This is a genomic window from Sporosarcina sp. FSL W7-1349 (genome assembly GCF_038003045.1).
GTDB lineage: Bacteria > Bacillota > Bacilli > Bacillales_A > Planococcaceae > Sporosarcina.
Genome location: NZ_JBBOOK010000001.1, coordinates 759,832 through 781,398, shown reverse-complemented (window position 1 = coordinate 781,398; position 21,567 = coordinate 759,832). Strand labels below are relative to the sequence as shown.

20 protein-coding genes are annotated in these 21,567 nt (G+C 45.7%); 3 read left to right on the top strand and 17 right to left on the bottom strand.

The features are described from left to right. Position 1: 1 nt before the first annotated feature. From MKY41_RS03910 to parE, 12 genes are all read right to left on the bottom strand, one after another. The gene (locus MKY41_RS03910) at positions 2-1,996 is read right to left on the bottom strand and encodes a hypothetical protein (protein WP_340743793.1); all 1,995 of its coding nucleotides are present in this window, start codon (positions 1,994-1,996) and stop codon (positions 2-4) included. Further along, positions 1,989-2,639, bottom strand: coding sequence for a TnsA endonuclease N-terminal domain-containing protein (locus MKY41_RS03905; protein ID WP_340743792.1), 651 nt, complete (start codon positions 2,637-2,639; stop codon positions 1,989-1,991). The genes MKY41_RS03910 and MKY41_RS03905 overlap by 8 nt, the downstream gene beginning before the upstream one ends. A 405-nt stretch (positions 2,640-3,044) precedes the next feature. Continuing rightward, complete coding sequence (locus tag MKY41_RS03900) at positions 3,045-3,440, bottom strand: hypothetical protein (protein WP_340743791.1); 396 nt, start codon at positions 3,438-3,440, stop codon at positions 3,045-3,047. 309 nt (positions 3,441-3,749) lie between these two features. Then, entirely contained in the window at positions 3,750-4,121 is a 372-nt protein-coding gene (locus MKY41_RS03895) for a hypothetical protein (protein ID WP_340743790.1), read from the bottom strand. 23 nt (positions 4,122-4,144) lie between these two features. Further along, entirely contained in the window at positions 4,145-4,627 is a 483-nt protein-coding gene (locus MKY41_RS03890) for a hypothetical protein (protein WP_340743789.1), read from the bottom strand. Positions 4,628-4,644: 17 nt separating this feature from the next. Then, positions 4,645-4,851 (bottom strand): hypothetical protein, encoded by a 207-nt coding sequence (locus tag MKY41_RS03885; protein WP_340743788.1) that lies wholly within the window; start codon positions 4,849-4,851, stop codon positions 4,645-4,647. Beyond that, positions 4,848-5,015, bottom strand: coding sequence for a hypothetical protein (locus tag MKY41_RS03880; RefSeq protein WP_340743787.1), 168 nt, complete (start codon positions 5,013-5,015; stop codon positions 4,848-4,850). The genes MKY41_RS03885 and MKY41_RS03880 overlap by 4 nt, the downstream gene beginning before the upstream one ends. Before the next feature lie 163 nt (positions 5,016-5,178). Beyond that, entirely contained in the window at positions 5,179-6,258 is a 1,080-nt protein-coding gene (locus MKY41_RS03875) for a LolA family protein (RefSeq protein WP_340743786.1), read from the bottom strand. Further along, positions 6,255-7,712, bottom strand: coding sequence for a HAMP domain-containing sensor histidine kinase (locus MKY41_RS03870; RefSeq protein ID WP_340743785.1), 1,458 nt, complete (start codon positions 7,710-7,712; stop codon positions 6,255-6,257). Before MKY41_RS03870 ends, MKY41_RS03875 begins: the two co-directional genes overlap by 4 nt. Beyond that, positions 7,709-8,410, bottom strand: a complete 702-nt coding sequence (locus tag MKY41_RS03865; protein WP_340743784.1) for a response regulator transcription factor — start codon at positions 8,408-8,410, stop codon at positions 7,709-7,711. The genes MKY41_RS03870 and MKY41_RS03865 overlap by 4 nt, the downstream gene beginning before the upstream one ends. A gap of 312 nt (positions 8,411-8,722) precedes the next feature. After that, positions 8,723-11,152, bottom strand: a complete 2,430-nt coding sequence (gene parC / locus MKY41_RS03860) for a DNA topoisomerase IV subunit A (RefSeq protein WP_340743783.1) — start codon at positions 11,150-11,152, stop codon at positions 8,723-8,725. Then, positions 11,149-13,161 (bottom strand): DNA topoisomerase IV subunit B, encoded by a 2,013-nt coding sequence (gene parE, locus MKY41_RS03855; RefSeq protein ID WP_445683319.1) that lies wholly within the window; start codon positions 13,159-13,161, stop codon positions 11,149-11,151. The genes parC and parE overlap by 4 nt, the downstream gene beginning before the upstream one ends. 240 nt (positions 13,162-13,401) lie before the next feature. Here parE and plsY point away from each other — a divergent pair, with 240 nt between their 5' ends. Both plsY and MKY41_RS03845 read left to right on the top strand, forming a co-directional pair. Beyond that, positions 13,402-14,004: a glycerol-3-phosphate 1-O-acyltransferase PlsY gene (gene plsY / locus MKY41_RS03850; protein WP_340743781.1), complete on the top strand. Its 603-nt coding sequence runs from the start codon at positions 13,402-13,404 to the stop codon at positions 14,002-14,004. Positions 14,005-14,043: 39 nt separating this feature from the next. Beyond that, positions 14,044-14,337: a HesB/YadR/YfhF family protein gene (locus MKY41_RS03845; RefSeq protein ID WP_340743780.1), complete on the top strand. Its 294-nt coding sequence runs from the start codon at positions 14,044-14,046 to the stop codon at positions 14,335-14,337. A gap of 102 nt (positions 14,338-14,439) precedes the next feature. On the opposite strand, the gene MKY41_RS03840 is transcribed toward MKY41_RS03845, so the two are convergent. Then, positions 14,440-14,631, bottom strand: coding sequence for a hypothetical protein (locus MKY41_RS03840; RefSeq protein WP_340743779.1), 192 nt, complete (start codon positions 14,629-14,631; stop codon positions 14,440-14,442). Between the two features lie 17 nt (positions 14,632-14,648). Next, positions 14,649-15,518, bottom strand: coding sequence for an intracellular short-chain-length polyhydroxyalkanoate depolymerase (phaZ, locus tag MKY41_RS03835; protein ID WP_340743778.1), 870 nt, complete (start codon positions 15,516-15,518; stop codon positions 14,649-14,651). Positions 15,519-15,896: 378 nt separating this feature from the next. On the opposite strand from phaZ, the gene MKY41_RS03830 reads away from it, so the two are divergent. After that, positions 15,897-17,260 (top strand): IS3 family transposase gene (locus tag MKY41_RS03830; RefSeq protein ID WP_340743777.1). Its coding sequence is split into 2 segments (ribosomal slippage): positions 15,897-16,356 and positions 16,356-17,260, totalling 1,365 coding nucleotides; the frame shifts between segments, so codons are not numbered across the junction. 143 nt (positions 17,261-17,403) lie between these two features. Here the strand turns inward: MKY41_RS03830 and MKY41_RS03825 are convergent. The 3 genes from MKY41_RS03825 to acnA form a co-directional block, all read right to left on the bottom strand. Further along, positions 17,404-17,703, bottom strand: a complete 300-nt coding sequence (locus MKY41_RS03825; protein ID WP_340743776.1) for a hypothetical protein — start codon at positions 17,701-17,703, stop codon at positions 17,404-17,406. Continuing rightward, positions 17,703-18,128 (bottom strand): acyl-CoA thioesterase, encoded by a 426-nt coding sequence (locus MKY41_RS03820; RefSeq protein ID WP_041074905.1) that lies wholly within the window; start codon positions 18,126-18,128, stop codon positions 17,703-17,705. Before MKY41_RS03820 ends, MKY41_RS03825 begins: the two co-directional genes overlap by 1 nt. A 484-nt stretch (positions 18,129-18,612) precedes the next feature. Then, positions 18,613-21,327 (bottom strand): aconitate hydratase AcnA, encoded by a 2,715-nt coding sequence (gene acnA / locus MKY41_RS03815; RefSeq protein ID WP_340743775.1) that lies wholly within the window; start codon positions 21,325-21,327, stop codon positions 18,613-18,615. Between the last annotated feature and the right edge of the window lie 240 nt (positions 21,328-21,567).

Here is a 21,567-nt window from a genome sequence, read left to right as displayed (position 1 = left end):
ATTAGAGAATTATCGTTCTTCTTAAGATTCGTTTATCAGTTTGTTTTTCTTCCGCTTGAGTGTCCTTTTGTAGCTTAACATTAGATATTTCAGGAATCTTTTCCAGGTTGTCTTTATTTTGAGTTCCCCCAACTTCATCAGATTTTGTTTTTGGATATCGGTTTTCTTTACTCTTTTGCTCTTTTTTTAGTGAGGCTAATCTATTTCTGTTTGTTTTATTTTTTTGTGCTTCTTTCTCTAAATAGTTTTGATAAACTTGAATGGGATCTTCTAATTGAGTGAAGTGTATTAGGCTATTGCTTTTCAGTTTATTTATAGCTTTCCTAGTTCTAAGATCATGAGGGGTTATTCCCCATTTTCCGAAAGCACTTAAATTCCCTAATTCACTACCATCTGTTAAAAATGCCTTTATGACTCTCAAATCATCCGTGTTGATTATTAATTCAAGTGTCTTATTAATTAATTGTGGCGAACGGCTTAATACTTCATTCGTATATCTTACTCCTTCATAAAAAACATATGGTCTTCTTCCCTCTTTTTCGCTACCATTCACTCTTCTTGTAACTTTTAATGAGAAAAATACTGTTTCATTACGTTTTTCTTCGGATAGCTGGAGTATTGTCATCCCTCTAACCACTCTTTGTTCAAAAACCTCTAATGGGCTAAGATTATTGTTACCTTCATGTGGACTTGCATTATATTCAGCAATTAATACGTCGGTAAGTTCTTCAAGATGTTCCGCAGTAATCCTATATTTGATAGCGTTTTCTTCTGCATTCTTTCTTTTTGGGTCTTGTGGGTGACTTCCAGTTGTAGAGGGTAATCTGTGAAATCCATTTTGCTCTAAAGTCCGAAAAAATCGTTCGATAATTGGTCTTTGAACTGGCACAGCAACGGGTCCCATATTGATAGAGCAACCAATTAGATCAACAAGTTTTTCTTTTACAATTTTAGCAAGATTAGCTTTTGCATTGTCATAGCAGAACTCGTCCCATAATCCAAAGCATGCTTCTGGAATTAAATTTGATGGGAAGTTTGCACTTTCCGAATAGTTCAATCCTTCAATAGTAAGTGACTTCTTTTCCCAAGGGAAAATGGCATTCCTAATACACATTAGAACGTCGTGAGAAGAATATTCTTTATTTAAGCAAAGGTGATAACCAAGTATTGCTCTCGTTGCCACATCGACAATAGAAAGAATCCATATTCTATTCATCACTTCAACAACCTCATCGCCCTCCGGAGTGTTAAAAATTATTGCAATCGAGGTGTCTATTCTATGTCCATCAAATTCCACTCGTTCAAGAGGTCTAATGATCATTGGATTGTTTTTATTCCCAATGCCAGTATTTTTAGCAATCATAGCTGCCTGTTCACCATTTCGTTTTGCTACTTCAACAAAGTGGGTTTTTGAAAGTGCTTTTACATATCGTTCAAGTGATTTTTTTGCCAGCGTTTTTGTATTAAAAGGGTAATCGCTCATTTTTATTCCCAATAATCTACATTCATCAATAAATTTTTTGTGCAAATTCTTTATACTAATGATTGGATCATGTATTTTGTACTTATTTCTTTTTCTGTTTAAATAAGAATCTATTATTAACTCTCTGAGGCTCGGGTATGTTTCAAGCAATAAGTTGAAAGCACCGGAAAAATTATTCGATTCTTCTTCAGTACTTAGTGGAAATTCACTTCTGTTATAATCCTTTACTCTTTTGTAGGGAATTAAAGCTCTATACCCCTTTATTTGATCAAACTCATCCTTCTCTAAACATCGGCGAGTGAATCTATAAATCTCACTTCTGTGTAGGCCAGATTTTTGTTCTATAGTTGAAATTTTTGTTTTTGTAGTCATCAATAAGTCAACAGCTAATTTTCTGGCTAAAAAAGTAGTTCTATCTCCATCCTCAAGATTTTCACTTATTACCTGTGGCCAATTTGAAATATCTAAAAAACGCTCCTCTATATCTAAATCTTCAAATAATTTTCTACGCATCAATCCACACCTCTGTATTTTTTCCGAAATGATTTAATGATATGTCTGAACAGACTTCCCCTTGGAGAATCATTTTCCCTAGCGATATGAATAATCTATTTTGAGGAATTTGAGTTTCTATAATTAGGGAGCTTATTATCACTTTCTCTGAAAAATGCTTCCTTAGTACTTTCAGGATCTTAAGCCTATCAATATCTATTTGTTGTTTTTGCTGTTTGTTTCCCTTCATTAATAACTTCAAATTTGAAAGCAACATCTTATTTGCTCGAATATATTCTTCAGTTCTTACATTGTGTTGAAATCCATGTTTATTACACCAATTTTTTTGAATGGAAATCTGTTTTTTTACTTTCTCCTTGGTGAGATCTGAAGAATATTTGACTTCTACAAACTCTTCATTTCCATTACTGTATTTCACCCACATATCAATAATTGATGTGTGTGATTTTTCATTAATATAAGAATCCATTAGTACGGGCTGTTCACAAAATTCTACAATTTTAGGATCGGATTCAACCAATAACCAATGTTCATACTCTAAATCACTAAATAGAAAAACATTACGCTTTAACTTAGAGCTATATGAAAGCCATCTATTGTTCCCAAACTTTTTACTACCATCAGTTATTAATGGTTTATACATATAGAATCCCCAGAATAATCTGAAATTTGAGTAGTTTAGACTTTCTTGTCCCAAGTATAAGTAGTTTAGGCTTTCATGTCCAATTTTAAAGACATGAAACTCTAAACTAAAAAGTGGTTTGTATTGATAAAACAATATAGAATAATATAAAAACAGTTTAGACTTTCATGTCCTTTTACAAAAAATGATCTATCTATAAGGCCATCATAGTTAGAACGATTATTTTAGCTTGTTCATTTTAGCTTGTTCAATGTGTGAAGTTAAATTATCCAATTCATTTACCAAAATACATTCTGCTTGATTAGTTTTATATATCAGTTTGATAGTAAAAAGCAAAATTCCTTTTTATTTTTAACAGGAATTTTGCTTTTGGTCTTCCACAATCGCGGCCTTTTGCGGAATAAGCTATTGCTGATATCTTTCTTGATATCGTTTGTGTGCTTCAAAATATTCAATAGCTTCCTCTACTGAGTTTAATTCTAAAGGAATTACGCCTTCTGGAACTTCTGTTACAATCTCAGAGTTCAGATTATAGTATTTCTCCACTTGATCATATGTTTTTAAATCTTCAATCGATGGGTTTTCCATTACAATTCTTTCATAAGAAAGCTTCTCTGTCTCTCGTTCCTTATAATATAACTCCTCTGTTTCCTCTAGACCTAAAGGAAGTTCCACTGTTTGGCTATCAGTAAACTCTACCGTTAGACCATCGTTTTCCTGTTCTTGGGATTTATCATTTATATTACACCCCGCCAACACAATAGTTCCAAACAAAATCCCTGCATACATATAATTTTTCAATATTTACACCCCAATAATTTAACAAATGCTTTTAAAGGTATGACTCCACAATCAACCGGTTCGATTGCGAAATACTTTCCTTATTGGATATCACAAAACAGATAATTCAATACAAGCATGGCCTTTAATGTTCTGCTATGAGTTTGTAATAGCTGATTCTTTCTTAGTTCTTAGCAAAGCGATTTGCATAGTATATTACCGTTACGCTAGGTTTTCACACTGATTCGTTCCTATATCCCAACTCGCTATTTCTGCCTCGGGAACCTTCAAGGCCGACACCCGGCTCCATTCCAGGCATCGGTCTTGAAGTTAAATCGATCGTTTATAGGCGTTGATTGTCGGATTGTAAGACGTATTTCGATTCAAATGGGCAAATTTCGGATTTGCGAGTCCTTCACGCAGGTCCATCATCCCCAGCTGTCCCATCCGGTTCAACAACGGGATCATCCAATTGCCGCTCGCGGTGCTGTTCAACATTTTCATCTGACCTGCTGACAGCGTGGATACTTTGCTTGGATCGATCGGTTCTGTTGCATTTTCGAGCGTTTCTCGGAAAGCTTTCGAGTCAACTTTATACATATTTCCGCCGATATGTTCGGAAAACCCGTTGTATCCATACGCGCCGCGGAGCATGAAGAGCTGCATGCTTGCCCGCATTTCCGGTGTATTGAAGTTCGTCATTGCTATCACTTCCCCATTTCTGCTTATATGATATCTAGCCTTTGTAAAACTTCCAATATTCTGGAATTGTTCTGATACCCCGCCAAGTTTCCATACTTGAAATCACTTGCTGCCCGTGCACCGATTTCAGCAATCCAGTCTCTCCGGCCGTTCCCATCAGCCGGTGTCTGATACATGCTGAAGTCGGCCGAAACTTTCATTCCCGCAGCCTGTGCTGCCCGTTTTATATTGTTCGTCGCCCTATCATAATCGAACGTCAACGTGGCCAGTGTACGAAAGGAAATTTCTTCGGCTTTATGTAATGCTTTTGCGATTTCGGTCATTTCACTAAAGGTCGCATTCCGTATGTCGTATTTCCCTGAGAGATCTTTAGAAACATCGGTAGTATCGGCTTGTTCGGTTGTTTTTGTTTCAGGTATAGTAAATCCCTGTTGTCCTTCGGCTGCTGTTTTCGTCCTGGTATGAAATGGCGTCGCTGGGTAAGGTGAAACGGCTTTAATCATCATTCATTACTCCCCCTTTTTTAGATGCCTGTTTGATATGCTGCCATGCCCTTTTTTCTTTCCTGCACTGTCAGCGGCTTTTTAGAGTCGGATGTCAGTTCAAGCTGTTTCATCAGCAGATCGTGGGCCATGTCGATTACATTTCCCGTTTCATTTGTCTGCATACGCTTCTGCGCTTCCGTTTGTTTCGTCTCCATCACAAGGATTTTATCTCCATTCGCTTTCACAATATATTTCCGGATATAGCCTCCTTCCGTCCGAATTTTGGCTTCTGATTCTTTTTTTCATCTTCATCCAAAAACAGACGTGAAATGGTTTGCTCTTGATTTTTGTGATGTTTCAGAGATTGATAATAACTCAAAGTGGCGGTATGGAAAGATTGGACTTTCATGACAATGCCTCCTTCCCTACTATTTACTCTTCCAAATATTGTATCGACTGGAAAAGGGATATTTAAAGGTTTTACTTCCTATTTGTGGGTAGCGAATCTTAACGTAATTCTATAAAAAAACGAGATGCCAGGTTTCGAACTCCTTGAAAACCCGGCATCCCTCCTATTTATTCATCTGATTCAAATACTTCTCCACTTCCTCAAAGCTGAGCTCCGGATTTTGTAAAATGACACTATACCGCAAGCCGTCCTCCACCCAGTTCAATAACCGGAAATTGCCGCTTTCCGTTTTCGTCCCTTTCTTCCCGCGAATTGTGATCTCTTCCTCATTCGGTATGCCGCCGAAACTTACGACATTCGGCATTTCTTTGAATACGGTGACCGAGAATGCCGGGATATCGTTTTTCGTATAGTCAAAAGAGAATTCGGGGCGTTCCTCCAATCCATCCACCGTGATTGCCGATAGCTTCAACTCTTCTGTCTCGGGAACTTGATAGTAGGAGCCGAGTGCTTCTTGTACTTCTTCCACCGTCACCTCTTTCGGGGCCATGCTCGCTTCGTCTATCACTTCCACTGCCGCCCCCTCCGGAATCTTGAGCACGAAGAGGTCGTCTGTCAACTCTGGTGCAAAATCGATTTTTGTATATTCTTGGGTCATCGTGAGCTCGTTACTTTCCGAAATGGATTTGAGAACGATCCATGTCTCTTTGTCAATCCAGATTTCCTGGTCGCCGATCAATGTCTTGCTGTCTTTCGCTTTGGCGATAATATGGTAGGCTGCCCGACCTGCAATAACCTCTTCACTGCCGGTAGAGAGTTCATGAGAATCATAGATGAGTTCAAGCATTCGTTCCGCTTGCTGACGCGGCGATTGTTGGCCGAGCATGTTCAGATCCTCTTCGGTAATTTCTGCGATCATTGCTGTGTTGGTCGCTTTATCGTACATCGATAGATGCTTGCCGTCATTGACGGTTATTGTCTGCTCTGCGCCGTTACCGAATGTCATTTCGATGCGCCGTTTCCCGTCCGCTGCCACCCATTCCTTTGTCTCGATATCACTGGAATCATCATTCATTTTAATCGTGTATTCCCCATAATAGGCAAGCGGTTGATCTGCATCTTGCAGCGCCGTATTGAGGACTTCCTGCGGGGAGAACTTGCTTTCCCCTGTATTGCATGCCGCAAGTCCAATTGCGAAAAACAATAGGATGCTGATTCCGGATAGTGGTTTGATCCAATTCATTTCGATTCTTCTCCTTTCCATTCCGGCAACCAACATATGACTGCCGTCCCGATTCCTCGACGAGAGGAAATACATACCGTTCCATCGTGCTTTTTTATAATTTGTTGCGCAATGCTTAGTCCGAGTCCGGTGCCCCGCTCCCCCGCTTTCGTCCGCGCCTCGTCGGCCTGGTAAAGCGGCTCGAAAATATTCGCCACTTGATCCTCCGGGATGCCTTCTCCTTCGTTTTGGACAATTAAATACAGGCCAGCTTCCCTGTCGAGTGCCTCTTTTACGAAGTCGAAACACCAGTTCGGTGGCTCTTCCGTGTTTACGGCAGCAAGACCGATCCTGCCTCCCGGTTCCGTATGCGCCATGGCGTTCATCATGAGGTTGTCGACGACCCGCATGAGCTGCTTCGAGTTGACCGCATATGTCCCCGTGCTTTGGCATGTCACTTGCAGGTCGATCCGCTTTTCATCGCATAGCGCCTCATACCCAGATACGAGCATGTCGAAGAACTCCTCCCCGTCCACTGGAACCAGCTTCATCTCGTACGCGCTCGACTGCAGCAATGTATACATGAGCAAATCGTCAAGCATCTGCCGCATGTAATTCGCTTTGGAGATGATGATATCGCGATATTCCCGCTGTTCTCGCGTAGATCGGGTCCCTTCGTCAAGCGCCTCCGCGTATGCTCGAATGGAGGTGAGCGGGGTCTTCAAATCATGGGAGATGCTGGCGATCATGAACTCCCTCTGCCGCTGCTCCATTGCTAGCTTTTGATTCGCCGTGTTAAGTTCCGTTCGCATCGCTTCGAAACTTTTGGCGAGTTCTCCGAGTTCGTCTTTCCGTTTTGGCATCGGCTGGATCGTCTTCCCTCTGCCGAATGAATCCATTTGCTCCATCAACAGTTGAAGCGGGCGGTTCAATTTCCGGTTGACGAGGAAGGCCACACCTGCGAACAATGAAATGAAGAATGCCGTGAACAGTACGATAACTAGCCAGGTTCGCTTGCTGACGCCAGATACCCATTCCTCCCGAAGCCATGTGATTTCATATACACCGGTGAGTGTATTTCCCGTGAAAACGGGTTCTTTGTACGTGATCATCCCGAATTTCTGCCGCATTTCGTAGAATCCTTCATACAGCTTTTTCCGCGGCAGGAACGACAGGGGATTTTGCTTAACATGACTTGTGGAATGAACCATGAAGCCGATGCCCGTATAAAGTGTGACCGACATGCGGTTATTTGCGAGCTTGTCGACTTCCGACCAATCCGCATGCGGCTGGTAGAGCGACGGCTCCGTCAAGACGCTGCGCATCTCGTTCAACTCCACTCGGTTGTCAATATACTCCGCGACATTCCGATCCGCATGATACGAATTGATCCATGCGAACAAACCGTACGCCGCCCCGAGCGGCAGCAGCATGACGATGAGATACGATGCCAAGAGCCAAGATTTGATTCTCATAGCAGCTCACCGATGAACCGGTAGCCTTTCCCCCACACGGTCTGGATGAAGCGGGGCGTCTTCGCCGGGTCGTCCAGTTTTTCCCGAAGCGCCTTGATATGTACCGTCACGGTATGTATGTCGCCGAGTTCCGGTTGTTGCCAAACATGCTCGTATAGTTCCCCTTTCGAAAAGATGCGTTCCGGGTTTTGCGCCAACAGCTTCAGCAGTTCAAATTCCTTCGGCGTAAGCAGGACATTCCCGTTTTTTAGGAGCACCCGTTCATTCTGCCATTCAATTATGAGCCCGCCTTCATATCGGGATTGCCGCGTCTGCTCCTGTTGCCCGTGATACCGCCGCCACCTTCTGAGCTGTGAAGCGACACGGGCTTTTAATTCCATGAGGCTGAATGGCTTCGCGAGATAATCATCCGCGCCTGTATCGAGTCCTTCCACCTTGTCCTCATCCTCCTTGCGGGCGCTGATCATGATGATGGGGACGTCGCTCGCCAAGCGGATAGTCCGACACAGCGCGATGCCATCCATCTCCGGCAACATCCAATCGACGAGCACGAGGTCATAGGGCGCCCGTTGGAAATCTTCCCATCCTTCCCTTCCTGTCGTCGCCCACGCCACCGTATAACCTTGTTGCCGCAACGTATCCCGGATAATCCGGGCAATCTCCGCATCATCTTCCACAAGTAAAATTGTTTCCCCCATCACCATTCCTCCTGTTACTACTCTATCACCGATTTCGGGTGTTTTCGTGGACTTTATAAAAGCTTTATAATCATCCTACCACGTCTACTATGCAATCAAAAAAGACCCGCGGGGCTCGGGGGAGTCCAGCGGATCGGGAATGGGCGGGATAAGTTATGAGCGTTTGTTTCGTAATATGGGTGGTTGTCTGCCGTTATAAGCGGTTGTGAAGAAATATGAGCGCCTATCCAGTTTTATGGGCGCATATTGAAAGTTATGAGCGCATCCTCCCATACGAAAAGGACTGCCTATACAGGACAGTCCCATTCCGTTTTATTCACTTTCAGGTTTTGATTCTTTATAGATTGTTCTCACTTGTCCTTGTTTTTTCTCATCTACTATGGCACTGCCATTTGAATATCGGTCCACTAGTCTCAGCGTGCCTGCCACAACTGGTATCTTCTCGTCCTTATCGGTTGCCAATATAATAGTATCATCGGTTTTCACTAATTTTGCACCGACTACACGATGCGGATTGGACTTCAATTCTTTTAACACGACGACACCGCGTTGAGCACGCGCGGCCCGATCCAGTTCATTCAAATTCATCCGTTTGACAGAGCCTCGCTGTGTGGCGATGAGTATAGAAGCGGTCTCATCTTGGATGAATTCGACAGCTACGACATAATCATCATCTTTCAAGTTGATGCCCCGTACACCTGCTGTCCGCACGCCTGTAATCGAGAGCTCGGTTAGTGGGAACCGGAGCGCATAGCTGCCGTGTGTGAATAACAGGATATCCTCGTCCCCTTTGACAAGACGCGCCTCGACCATGGCGTCTCCCTCTTTGATTCCCATCGCTTTGAAGGTTCTGGAATAGCGTTGGACTTTGAAGTCGGCCAGTTTCGACTGCTTCACCATTCCGTTCCGCGAGACGGTTACGACGGATACGTCTTCCTCGAAGCTCTCAATGCCGATTGCGGCAATGATGGACTCGTTTTGCTCCAATGGAATGATGCTGGAAATATGCTGACCGAGGTCACGCCAACGGATGTCCGGCAGCTCATGGATCGGCTGGTACAGATAGTTGCCGGCCGATGTGAACAGCAGGAGATGATGCTGCGTATTCATCGGCCCTTCCAAAAGACTGTAATCGGACTCCTTCATTTCCTGTCCAGTGCCGTTGGATGCACTATACGAACGGACGCTCGTGCGCTTTACGTAGCCGTCTTTCGTTACAGACACGATGACTTCTTCGCTTGGCACCAAAATGTCGAGATCGACTTTGATTTCTTCAATCTTCTCTTCAATTTCCGAGCGGCGAGGTTCCGCGAATTGCTTCCGGATGGCGAGCAACTCTTTTTTGATAACTGAAGATAGCTTCTTATCGCTATTCAAAATGGCATCCAATTGCTCGATCAATTTACGCAGTTCCGCGTTTTCTGCTTGCAATTCTGTAATATCCGTATTCGTCAAACGATAGAGTTGCAATGAAACGATTGCTTCTGCCTGTATTTCAGAAAAGCCGAACTTTGCGATGATGTTATTTTTGGCATCGCGCTTATCCTTGGATGCGCGAATTGTTGAAATAACTTCATCGAGTATCGATAATGCTTTGATCAGCCCTTCCACGATATGCAACCGGTCTTTCGCCTTCCGGATGTCATAGCGGGATCGGCGCGTCACGACTTCTTTCTGATGGTCGATGTACGCGTCAAGCAGCATCGGCAATGACATCAAAGTCGGCCGACGCCCCGAAATGGCGATCATATTAAAGTTGTACGTCACTTGCAAATCTGTGTTTTTCAATAAATATTGGAGAATCCCGTTGCCGTCGATGTCTTTCTTCAACTCAATGACGATTCGCAAGCCGGTGCGGTCTGATTCATCCCGGACGTCTGCAATTCCGTCCAGCTTACGATCAAGACGCAACTCATCGATTTTCTTCACCAAATTCGCTTTATTGACGTCATATGGGATTTCCGAGACGACAATTTGCGATTTTCCGCCTTTCAACGGCTCGATCGCTGTTTTGGCGCGGATGACAAAACGGCCCTTCCCTGTCTTATAGGCGGTTTTGATGCCCGCCGTCCCTTGAATGATGCCGCCTGTCGGGAAATCAGGTCCCTTGATGACGGTCATCAGTTCTTCCACGGACACATCAGGTTTGTCCATTCGCATGAGGACGGCATCGAGCACTTCATGGAGCGCATGCGGCGGAATATCCGTCGCATACCCAGCGGAAATCCCTGTCGATCCATTGACGAGCAAGTTCGGAAAACGCGCTGGAAGCACAGTCGGCTCCGGCTCCGTATCATCGAAGTTCGGGATCCAATCTACAGTGTCTTTCCCGATATCCCGCAGCATTTCCCCCGCAATCGCCGAGAGCCGCGCCTCGGTATAACGCATCGCAGCTGCCGAATCGCCGTCCACCGAACCATTGTTCCCGTGCATCTCAATCATCATATGCCGAAGCTTCCAGTCCTGGCTCATCCGGACCATCGCTTCATAAACGGAAGAATCCCCGTGCGGATGGTAATTCCCGATGACGTTCCCGACCGTCTTCGCTGATTTCCGGAATGGCTTCTCATGGGTATTGCCTTCATGGTGCATCGCGTACAAGATCCGCCGCTGCACCGGTTTCAAGCCATCCCGCGCATCCGGCAACGCCCGGTCTTGGATGATGTATTTACTATATCTCCCGAACCGGTCGCCGATCACTTCTTCCAAAGGCAGGTCTTGGTACCGTTCTGACAAAGTCATTCAAAATCCCCCTCGACGTGCAAAAATTCATTATCCAATATATTATGCTCTTCCTCCATGCCGAAATCGACGTTGTCTTCGATCCAGCGTCGTCTCGGTTCGACTTTATCGCCCATCAAGGTCGTGACACGACGTTCGGAAGTCGCGCTATCTTCGATTGTCACCCGGATGAGTGTGCGCGTCTCGGGATTCATCGTCGTTTCCCATAGCTGGTCCGCGTTCATCTCCCCGAGCCCTTTATAGCGCTGCAGTATATAGCCTTTACCGATCTTCTTGATGGCCGAATCAAGGTCGTCCTCCGTCCAGGCGTATTCGATTACTTCCTTCTTCCCCGAGCCCTTTGACACTTTATAGAGGGGCGGAAGCGCGATATACACTTTTCCGGCTTCGATGAGCGGTTTCATATAGCGATAGAAAAAGGTCAGCAGGAGCACTTGGATGTGGGCGCCGTCCGTGTCGGCATCCGTCATGATGATCACTTTATCGTACGCGATATCCTCGACTTGGAAATCAGCTCCGACTCCCCCGCCGATCGCGTGGATGATCGTGTTGATCTCTTCGTTTTTCATGATGTCTTCAAGTTTCGCTTTTTCCGTGTTGATCACTTTCCCCCGCAACGGCAAGATCGCTTGGAATGTCCGATCCCGTCCTTGCTTGGCCGAGCCGCCCGCGGAGTCTCCCTCGACGAGATATAATTCGTTTTTGGCCGCATTCCGCGATTGTGCAGGCGTCAGCTTCCCGGACAGCAGCGTATCGCCCCGTTTCCGTTTCTTGCCGGATCGGGCGTCTTCCCGTGCTTTCCGCGCCGCTTCCCGCGCTTGTTGAGCACGAACCGCTTTGCGCACAAGGGAGGCGCTGAGCTCCGCATTCTCTTCCAGGAAATAGAGCAATTGCTGGGAGACGATGGCATCTGTTGCGCTCCTCGCTTCGCTCGTCCCGAGTTTCCCCTTCGTCTGTCCCTCGAATTGCAGAATTTCTTCCGGAATCCGTACCGAAACGATGGCAGAAATCCCTTCCCGGATGTCCGCGCCATCCAGATTTTTATCCTTCTCTTTCAATAAACCCGTCTTTCTCGCGTATTCATTGAAAACGCGCGTCATCGCCGCCTTGGCGCCCGTCTCATGAGTACCGCCATCCTTCGTCCGGACATTGTTGACGAACGATAAAATTGTCTCGGAATAGCCATCGCTGAATTGGAAAGCGAATTCGACCTCAATTCCTTCCGCTTCACCTTCTAAATAGGCAACGTCATGCAACACGTCTTTTTCTTCATTCAAATAGGCAATGAACGCTTCAATGCCCGTTTCATAATGGAAGACATCATGCTTGCCCGATTCTTCCTCTTTCAATTCAATCTTCAAGCCTTTTAACAGGAAGGCGGACTCCCTCAGGCGTTCACTCAATGTATCATATTGGTATTTTACGGTCGAAAAGATCGTCCCGTCCGGTTTGAAATGAATTTTCGTGCCCTTCTCCCGGGTCGTGCCGATTTCTTCTAACGTCGTCACCGGCTTTCCGCCGTCTGCGAACCGTTGTTGGAACTTCTTCCCGTCCCGATAAATCGTCACTTCCAGCCATTCCGATAGAGCATTTACAACGGATGCCCCTACCCCATGGAGCCCCCCGCTCGTTTTATAGCCGCCTTGTCCAAATTTCCCTCCGGCATGGAGGACGGTCAAAATGACTTCGGTCGTTGGTTTGCCGGTCTGGTGCATCCCGGTCGGCATCCCGCGGCCGTAGTCCCGGACGCTGACACTGCCATCCGTATGGAGCGTCACGTCAATCTCCGAGCCGTAACCTGCCAATGCCTCATCTACTGCGTTATCGACGATTTCATAGACAAGGTGATGGAGTCCTCTTGAATCGGTGGAACCGATATACATACCCGGTCTTTTCCGTACCGCGTCAAGGCCTTCCAAAACTTGAATCGAATCATCGTTGTACGTATACGTATCTTGTATTTTCGCCAAATTGCAACCCCCATCAAACGAATGTTCCTTTTTTCTCATCATATCGCTCAGCGGAAAGCTTGTCAAATCAACGTTTCCCGCTACTCTATAAAAGCATGCGCATGAATACAATGACAGAAAACACTCCTGTATGTCAATTGAGTTTGCGCATTTCCGCTCCATTTTCCACATCCACAACAATTTGCAGCCCTTATTCGCCAATGAACATCTCATTGTCGACGTGGCGCCGTTCTGCTAAACTGATACCATACATAATTAAACGAATAAAAGGGGTATCCGATGGAACTTATCTTACTCTTACTCCTCGCATATTTGCTGGGATCGATTCCTTCCGCCTTATGGGTCGGAAAATTATTTTACAATACAGATATCCGGGAGCATGGCAGTGGGAATCTCGGGGCGACGAACACATTTCGCGTGCTCGGAAAAAAAGCGGGCCTTGCGGTCACCCTTTTGGATATTTTAAAAGGCACGGCAGCTGTCCTGCTTCTGGCCTTGCCCTTCTTTAGCGGGCTCACGGTCCATCCCTTGCTGCCGGGCGTCCTGTCCGTTGTAGGCCATATGTACCCGGTATTCGCAAAATTCAAAGGGGGCAAAGCGGTCGCGACATCCGGCGGCGTCCTGCTCGGCTATAGTTGGCCGGCTTTCCTGCTTTTATTACTCACTTTCCTGCTTGTCCTGAAGCTGACCAAAATGGTCTCGTTGACGTCGATGATTGTGGCGGTAGTCGGATTTCTATATAGTATTTTTCATTATATCCGAACAGGCGATTTTTATATGATGATTATGATTGGCCTATTTGGAATATTCATATTCTACCGGCACCGTGCCAATATTAGCCGGATCAAAGCAGGAACCGAGCCAAAAGTGAAGTGGTTGTAATACAATGGGGACAGCAACCCGAAAGGCTGGTGTCCCCACATGAAAATTATCCTATCGGATGACGCTGTAAACTGGTTTGTCGAGGAAATGGACGTCGAATCAGGGGACAGCGTGAAATTCTTTGCCCGCTATGGAGGCGCAAGCCCGCTCCATCAAGGGTTTTCCCTCGGCATTATGAAAGAGGAGCCCGATGAGGTCGCCGTGGAGACCGTGCAAGATGGCGTGCGCTATTATATTGAAAAACGGGATGAATGGTTTTTCATGGAACATGATCTGCATGTCAACGTCGATCCGAAACTGGATGAATTGGTGTACACTTATGAAAAAGCGTGAGGGCTAGACAGGCCGCACGCTTTTTTGGAGTGCATTTGTATCGGTTTTTTCGATGGGCGCAACAGGTCGATTTTCGTGGAAATGAACCACTTTCGGCACACATCATCCGCCTTTTCTCTCGTCCTCTTGGCCGACGACAATGGCTCTTTCAGTTGGATCAGGCACTAAACCCCCGCGCTTTGCAGGAGAACAGTAGAGCGAAAAGTTCCAGTCGATTCGTAGCAAAAATAGCACCCGCTTCCCCGTTGTCAGGTCGATTTCTCTGACGAAAGACGCATCCGATTCCTCATCCAACCCTGTTCACCATCTTTTTATTCCAAAAATTCTTCTATCACGCTCGTGAGTTTTGCCGGGCAATCAATTAATGGTGAGTGCCCCGTGTTTTCCAGTTCCACATGGACAGCATGTTGTCCGATGTCCTCGATGATCTCCTCTGTCATGCTCTTTGGTACGACTAAATCACGGTCCCCCGATAGGATCAGCGTGGGAATCCGAATCTCCTGCGCCTGTCCGGTTCCTTCATTCAACCCATTGGAGTGGGTGCTGATATTGAAGTGGTTCAACGCATGATAGACGTCCGCTAGGTTCCGCTGTGTCAGCATATCGTCGACATACTCCTCGAATCGAGCAGCTTCCGGTTTGGAATGGGTGTAAATCGAGCTTTCCCAAACCGCTTTCAACCCGATCCGGTTACCACTGTCATATAACCCTTGCATGACTAGCGTCTTCCCATCTCGCTCAATGTCCTGAATGGTAATCAAGCGTCGGCGCAAGTCCGGTTTGGTCGCATAGATGGGATAGCCCCGCGTGGACGCGGAAGCAAGGAGGATCAATTTTTCGCAGTACCCCGGGTAGTCCGCCACAAACTGCATGCACACCGCACCACCTGTCGACCAGCCGATCAAATGGAACCGGCTTTGCCCGATTTCATCGAAGAATGCCTTCAGATCATCGGAGAAGTCCTTGATTTTGGTAATTCGTTTCTGGTAGGTGGAATCGCCAAATCCGCGTAAATCCAACGCAATGAGTGTAAATTGGGGTGACAGCGCCTCCAGCAATACGTCCCAATGTTTCGAGGAGGTCATATTACCGTGAACGAGGATAACAGTACAGTCCCCGCCTGCCCTTTTCCGGTAGGCGATCGTTTCCCCGTTCGGCAAAGGCACATATTGAAGTTCCAATCCAACCCCTCCGTTCCAGTTACTTCCTTTCTAGTAAGTGTACCATACGTTTATTGGAAATGGATGGCAGTTCTTGTCGAAAAGAAAAAGGAAGGGATATTGGATGCGGTTGATGGGGAGGAAACATTGGGAAACAACATTTTACTTATGAATTGGTGTCTCCTTTTTTGTGTATTATCAATGCTCTATTCAATTTGACATACTAATTAGCACATCTATAAGCATGCGAATTGAAGATACTACGTAATTAAATCAAAGAATCGGAGCCTTTGGTGAACGGTAACGTTATTAAGGATAGTTACCATACGGAAAAACGCCCATTTTGAACTGCACCCCAATTGTTGGACACAATCTAACAATTGGAGGTGCAGTTTTTCTATGGCAAAATATACGCTTGATTATAAACTATCGGTTGTTAAACGGTATTTGGAAGGCGGAGAAAGTTATATTTCAATCGAAAGGTCAATTGGAACATCTGTAAGCGTAGTGATGAACTGGGTAAAGCAATATCAAGCTCATGGAATAAAGGGTTTAATGAAGAAAAACTACACAAATTACTCCTTACAGTTTAAACTGGATGTACTTAATTACATGAGTGATAATGGGACGTCACCAAATGAAACAGCTGTGATCTTTAACATTTCCTCTCCAGCAACGATAAGAGCTTGGAGGATCCTTTTTGAAAAAGGTGGAGTAGACGCCCTCACTTCTAAGAAAAAGGGGCGTCCATCCATGAAAGAAGAATCCCAAAAGAAACAAAATAACCAGTCTCCAAAAGACGATGCTGTCGAAGCTTTACAAGCCGAAGTGTCACGATTACGAATGGAGAATGAGTATCTAAAAAAGTTGAATGCCTTAGTTCAAAACAAGGAAAAATCACCAAGCAAGATAAAGCGAGAGTAATCTATGAACTAAGGCTAAAATTCCCGGTTAAAGCACTTATAAAGTTGGCTGGTATACCCCGCAGTACCTACTATTACTGGATGGATCAATTAAATCGTCCAGACAAGGATACGGAGTTAAAGGAAATGATTCAGTCAATATATCATGAACACAAAGGCCGTTACGGCTATCGTCGTATCAAGGATGAGTTAGAAAACAAAGGATATAAAGTGAATCATAAAAAAGTGCAGCGATTAATGAAGGAATTAGGCTTGAAATGTGTTGTCCGTATGAAGAAATATCGTTCGTATAAAGGGCAGGTTGGGAAGATAGCACCAAATGTGTTAGATCGTGATTTCAATGCCAAAAAGCCAAATCAAAAATGGGTAACAGATATCACAGAGTTTAAGTTATTCGGAGAGAAGCTCTATCTATCTCCTATTCTTGATTTATTTAATGGTGAAATCATCACATACACTCTGGGTTCCAGGCCAACTTACTCACTGGTATCAGATATGTTAGAGAAGTCTTTTGAGCGATTGACGGATGAGGATGAACTGATTCTTCATTCAGACCAGGGGTGGCATTACCAAATGAAACAGTATCGCCATGCCTTAAAAGAACAAGGAATAACACAGAGTATGTCCCGTAAGGGGAACTGTTATGACAACGCTGTGATTGAGAACTTCTTTGGGATTATGAAGTCTGAATTTCTTTATTTAAATAAATTTGAAAGTGTTGATCATTTTAAAAAAGAACTTGAAGAATATATGAATTACTATAATAACAAGCGTATCAAGTCAAAATTAAAAGGCAAGAGTCCAGTACAATATCGAACTCTTGCCCAACGCGCAGCTTAAATAAATACACTGTCCAACTTTTTGGGGTCACTTCATTTCTGAGCGTTTTTATTTGCTATTTATATTGTTAATTTGCTGTTGAAACATATGCCAATTAGTATGATATTTACAATTCAATAACGTTTTTCTCCCCATCAACCGAATCACAAGTTGAACCGTTTCAGTTGGTCTAGTAACCCTTCCGACTGTAAGATGCGGCGTTCCGTCTCGCCAAACAGGTCGAAATGCGGGTAATCATTGCGCAGGTCGATCCATTCTTTTTTCAAGCCATATTGTCGGCCCCATTCGGCCAGCTTCTCCAGATCGGCGCAGCCCGCTTTCGTCACCGTCTTGCAGCTTGGAAACCGGTCATCCAGCCAGTAGTGGGTCAGGAAAGCGACTTTCCCTTGCCGGACCGCCGCTTTCCATTCCAGTAATTCGGCGCGTTGGATGCCAAACGCCATCAGTCTTTCACCCGGCGAACTTCCGTGTATTTGGCATCCCATGCCGGATCGATTTTAGACAATGGAACGGGCCGGAAATTCTCTTTTTTCACGAGCACATGCTCTGATGTCCCTGTCGCGGCCACCGTTCCATCTTCGTGAAGGATTTCATACCCGTAAGTGGTCCGCAGCTTCTCATGTTTTTCGATCCACGTCCGGACAATCGCTTTCTCACCATAACGCATGGACGCTTTATACTGAATGGACAAATCAATGACAGGCGCCAAATAACCGTCCGACTCCAACCCGGCATATGTAAATCCTAAATCTTGAATCAACGACGTCCGGCCAATCTCCATCCAGACTAAATAATTCGCATGATAGACAACACCCATCTGGTCCGTCTCCGCATAGCGCACTTCAATTTCCTTTTCACTGATAAACATCCAATCACCTCTGTCTCAATTATACTAAAAGGCAGGATGAAAAGCATGAGACATAGCCCTTCCACTCCTACCTTGGGTGACCTCATAACATTTTGATTCCGGTTCGAAACATTCGGTCAAACTTCGTAACGTTTCCACTAAATCCCGAAACATTCTAGTACCTCGCAACGTTTCAGCCTTAGTTCGAAACATTTTCACCGAATCTCCCAACGCTCCTGCCTAGGTTCAAAACGTTCTCCTAGAACTCCCCAACGTTATCCCTAAACCTCGAAACACTTCGGTACCTCGCAACGTTTCAGCCTTAGTCCCAAACATTTCCACCGAACCCTCCAACGCTCTCGCTCAAGTTCGCAACGATTCTCTAAAGTTTCCCAACGTTGACGCCAAACCTCGAAACATTCCCACCAAACCTCGAAACCCCCACCCCAGCCCAACGCAAAAACCCGCCCTGCGATTCAAGATGCAGGACGGGATGGCAAACGGATTAGTTTGCTTTCAATTTGTCACGAAGAACCATTTGTAGGATTCCGCCGTGACGGTAGTAGTCGATTTCCACTTCGGAGTCGAAACGTGCAAGAGCGTTGAACTCTGTCACTTTTCCGTCTGGGGAAGTCGCTGTCACTTTCAGGATGTCGCGTGGTTTGACGCCTTCCGCGATGTTGACGCTGATTGCCTCTTCGCCTGTCAGGCCAAGGGATTCTGCGTTTTCACCGTTCAAGAATTGAAGTGGAAGTACACCCATCATGACAAGGTTCGAACGGTGGATCCGCTCGTAGCTTTCCGCGATGACCGTTTTGATGCCAAGGAGGGATGTTCCTTTGGCAGCCCAGTCACGGGAAGAGCCCATGCCGTAATCTTTACCTGCGATAATCGCAAGACCTGTGCCGTCAGCTTGGTATTTCATCGCTGCGTCATAGATCGGCATGATTTCTTTTGTTGGCCAGTATGTTGTGAATCCGCCTTCCGTGCCTTTTGCAATCTGGTTACGGATCCGGATGTTCGCGAATGTACCGCGCATCATCACTTCGTGGTTACCACGGCGGGAACCGTACGAGTTGAAGAAACGTGGCTCTACGCCGCGCTCGCGCAAGTAAATTCCAGCCGGTGTATCTTTACCGATTGCTCCAGCAGGAGAGATGTGGTCCGTTGTGATGGAATCGCCGAATTTACCGACAACCCGTAGACCAGCCAATGTTTGGATGTCGCCTGGTTCTTTCGAAAGGCCTTCGAAGAACGGCGGGTTTTGGATGTATGTCGAGTTTTCATCGAAATCATACAAGGCATCGTCTGTAGTTTCGATTGCATTCCATGCTTCGTTTTCTGTGAATACGCGCTCGTACTCTTTGCGGAACAGATCAGGTGTGACAGTCGCTTTGACGACTTCCTGAACTTCTTCCGTAGATGGCCAGATGTCTTTGAAGTAGACATCGAATCCATCTTTGTCTTTGCCAATCGGATCTTTTTCGAAGTCGATATCGACTGTACCAGCAAGTGCATACGCAACGACAAGCGGCGGTGAAGCCAAGTAGTTCGCTTTCACAAGCGGGTGGATCCGGCCTTCGAAGTTACGGTTACCGGAAAGGACAGAAGACATGAGCATATCGTTTGCGGAGATCGCTTTTTCGATTTCAGGAAGAAGCGGTCCGGAGTTCCCGATACATGTCGTACATCCGTATCCGACCGTATTGAATCCGATTTGGTCAAGGTATTGATCCAAACCTGAATCTTTCAAGTAGCCTGTAACGACTTTCGAACCTGGTGCGAGTGAAGTTTTCACGTATGCCGGTGGAGTCAAGCCTTTTTCCACCGCTTTTTTCGCTACCAGTCCCGCACCTAACATGACGTATGGGTTGGACGTGTTCGTACAAGACGTAATCGCTGCAATCGCAAGGTCACCTGTCTTGATGTCCACTTTGCGGCCGTCTTCGAATTCGACCGTCGATGTTTTTTCAAGCTCTTTCGGAGAGAATCCAAAACCTTGGTTCCCTTCAGGAGCAACGACCGCTTTGTTGAACGCGCGCTTCATCTCTGTAAGTGGAATCAAATCTTGTGGACGTTTTGGTCCCGCAAGGTTTGCGACGATTTCAGAAAGGTCGATTTCGACAACATCCGTATACGTCGGCTCTACATTTTCAGGTGTGAAGAACATGTCGTTTTCAATCAAATATTGTTTGACGACTTGGATATGGTCTTCGTCACGGCCTGTTAGGCGCATATAATCAAGCGACTCTTCGTCAACCGGGAAGAATCCGCAAGTTGCACCGTACTCCGGCGCCATGTTGGCGATTGTTGCACGGTCTGCAAGAGGAAGTTTCGATACGCCAGGTCCGAAGAACTCGACGAATTTGCCGACAACGCCTTTTGCACGGAGCGTTTGTGTCACTTTCAATGCCAAGTCTGTTGCAGTTGTTCCGTTCGGAAGCTCACCGACAAGTTTGACGCCGATTACTTCCGGGATCGGGAAGTATGAAGGTTGGCCAAGCATTCCGGCTTCCGCTTCGATACCGCCGACGCCCCATCCGAGAACACCGATGCCGTTGATCATCGTCGTGTGGGAGTCCGTACCGACAAGTGTATCCGGGTATGTTTCGAACGTGCCGTCTTCGTTTTCGATCGCGTGTACGACGTTTGCCAAGTACTCTAAGTTAACTTGGTGAACGATACCTGTTGCTGGAGGAACTGCACGATAGTTATCGTACGCTTTCTGCGCCCAGCTTAGGAATTGATAACGTTCCGCGTTACGTTCGAACTCGAGTTCCATGTTGACGCGAAGCGCATCTGGGGAACCGTAGCGGTCTACTTGCACCGAGTGGTCGATGACAAGGTCAACCGGAATTTCCGGGTTGATTTTGTCAGGGTTTCCGCCCATTTCCGCCATTGCGGAGCGAAGGGATGCCAAGTCTACGACAACCGGAACGCCTGTGAAGTCTTGTAGGATGACACGGGATGGTTTGAATGGGACTTCCGCCTCTTTGTCTGCGTCTTTGCCCCATTTTGCCAAGTTTTCCACGTGATCGTCTTTGATGACATAGCCATCATGTTGACGCAATACGGATTCAAGTAACACTTTAATCGAATAAGGTAGTTTGGAGATGTTCGCAATGCCTGCTTCTTCGATTGCTTTCAGACGGTAATAATTGTACGTTTTACCGTTCAATTCAAACGATTGGCGGCTGTTGTGCAAATTGCTTTTTGCCATGGATGGTTTCCTCCTTTTGGTACTGAAAAGGCTACAAACAGGCAGTTGCCTAACGCGGGACAATCCCGGGTTTGGACATGGCCAAACGGTGCGACATCTTACGAAATGTCCACCTCAGCCGACCGCCGGATATAAATGAGCGTCTTTTCTCTACTCCATCATATAATAACAATGTATATAAGTAAAATACATTATATTTATAGTCTTTCATAAGTTATTGTGATGACTGCGATTCTTTCT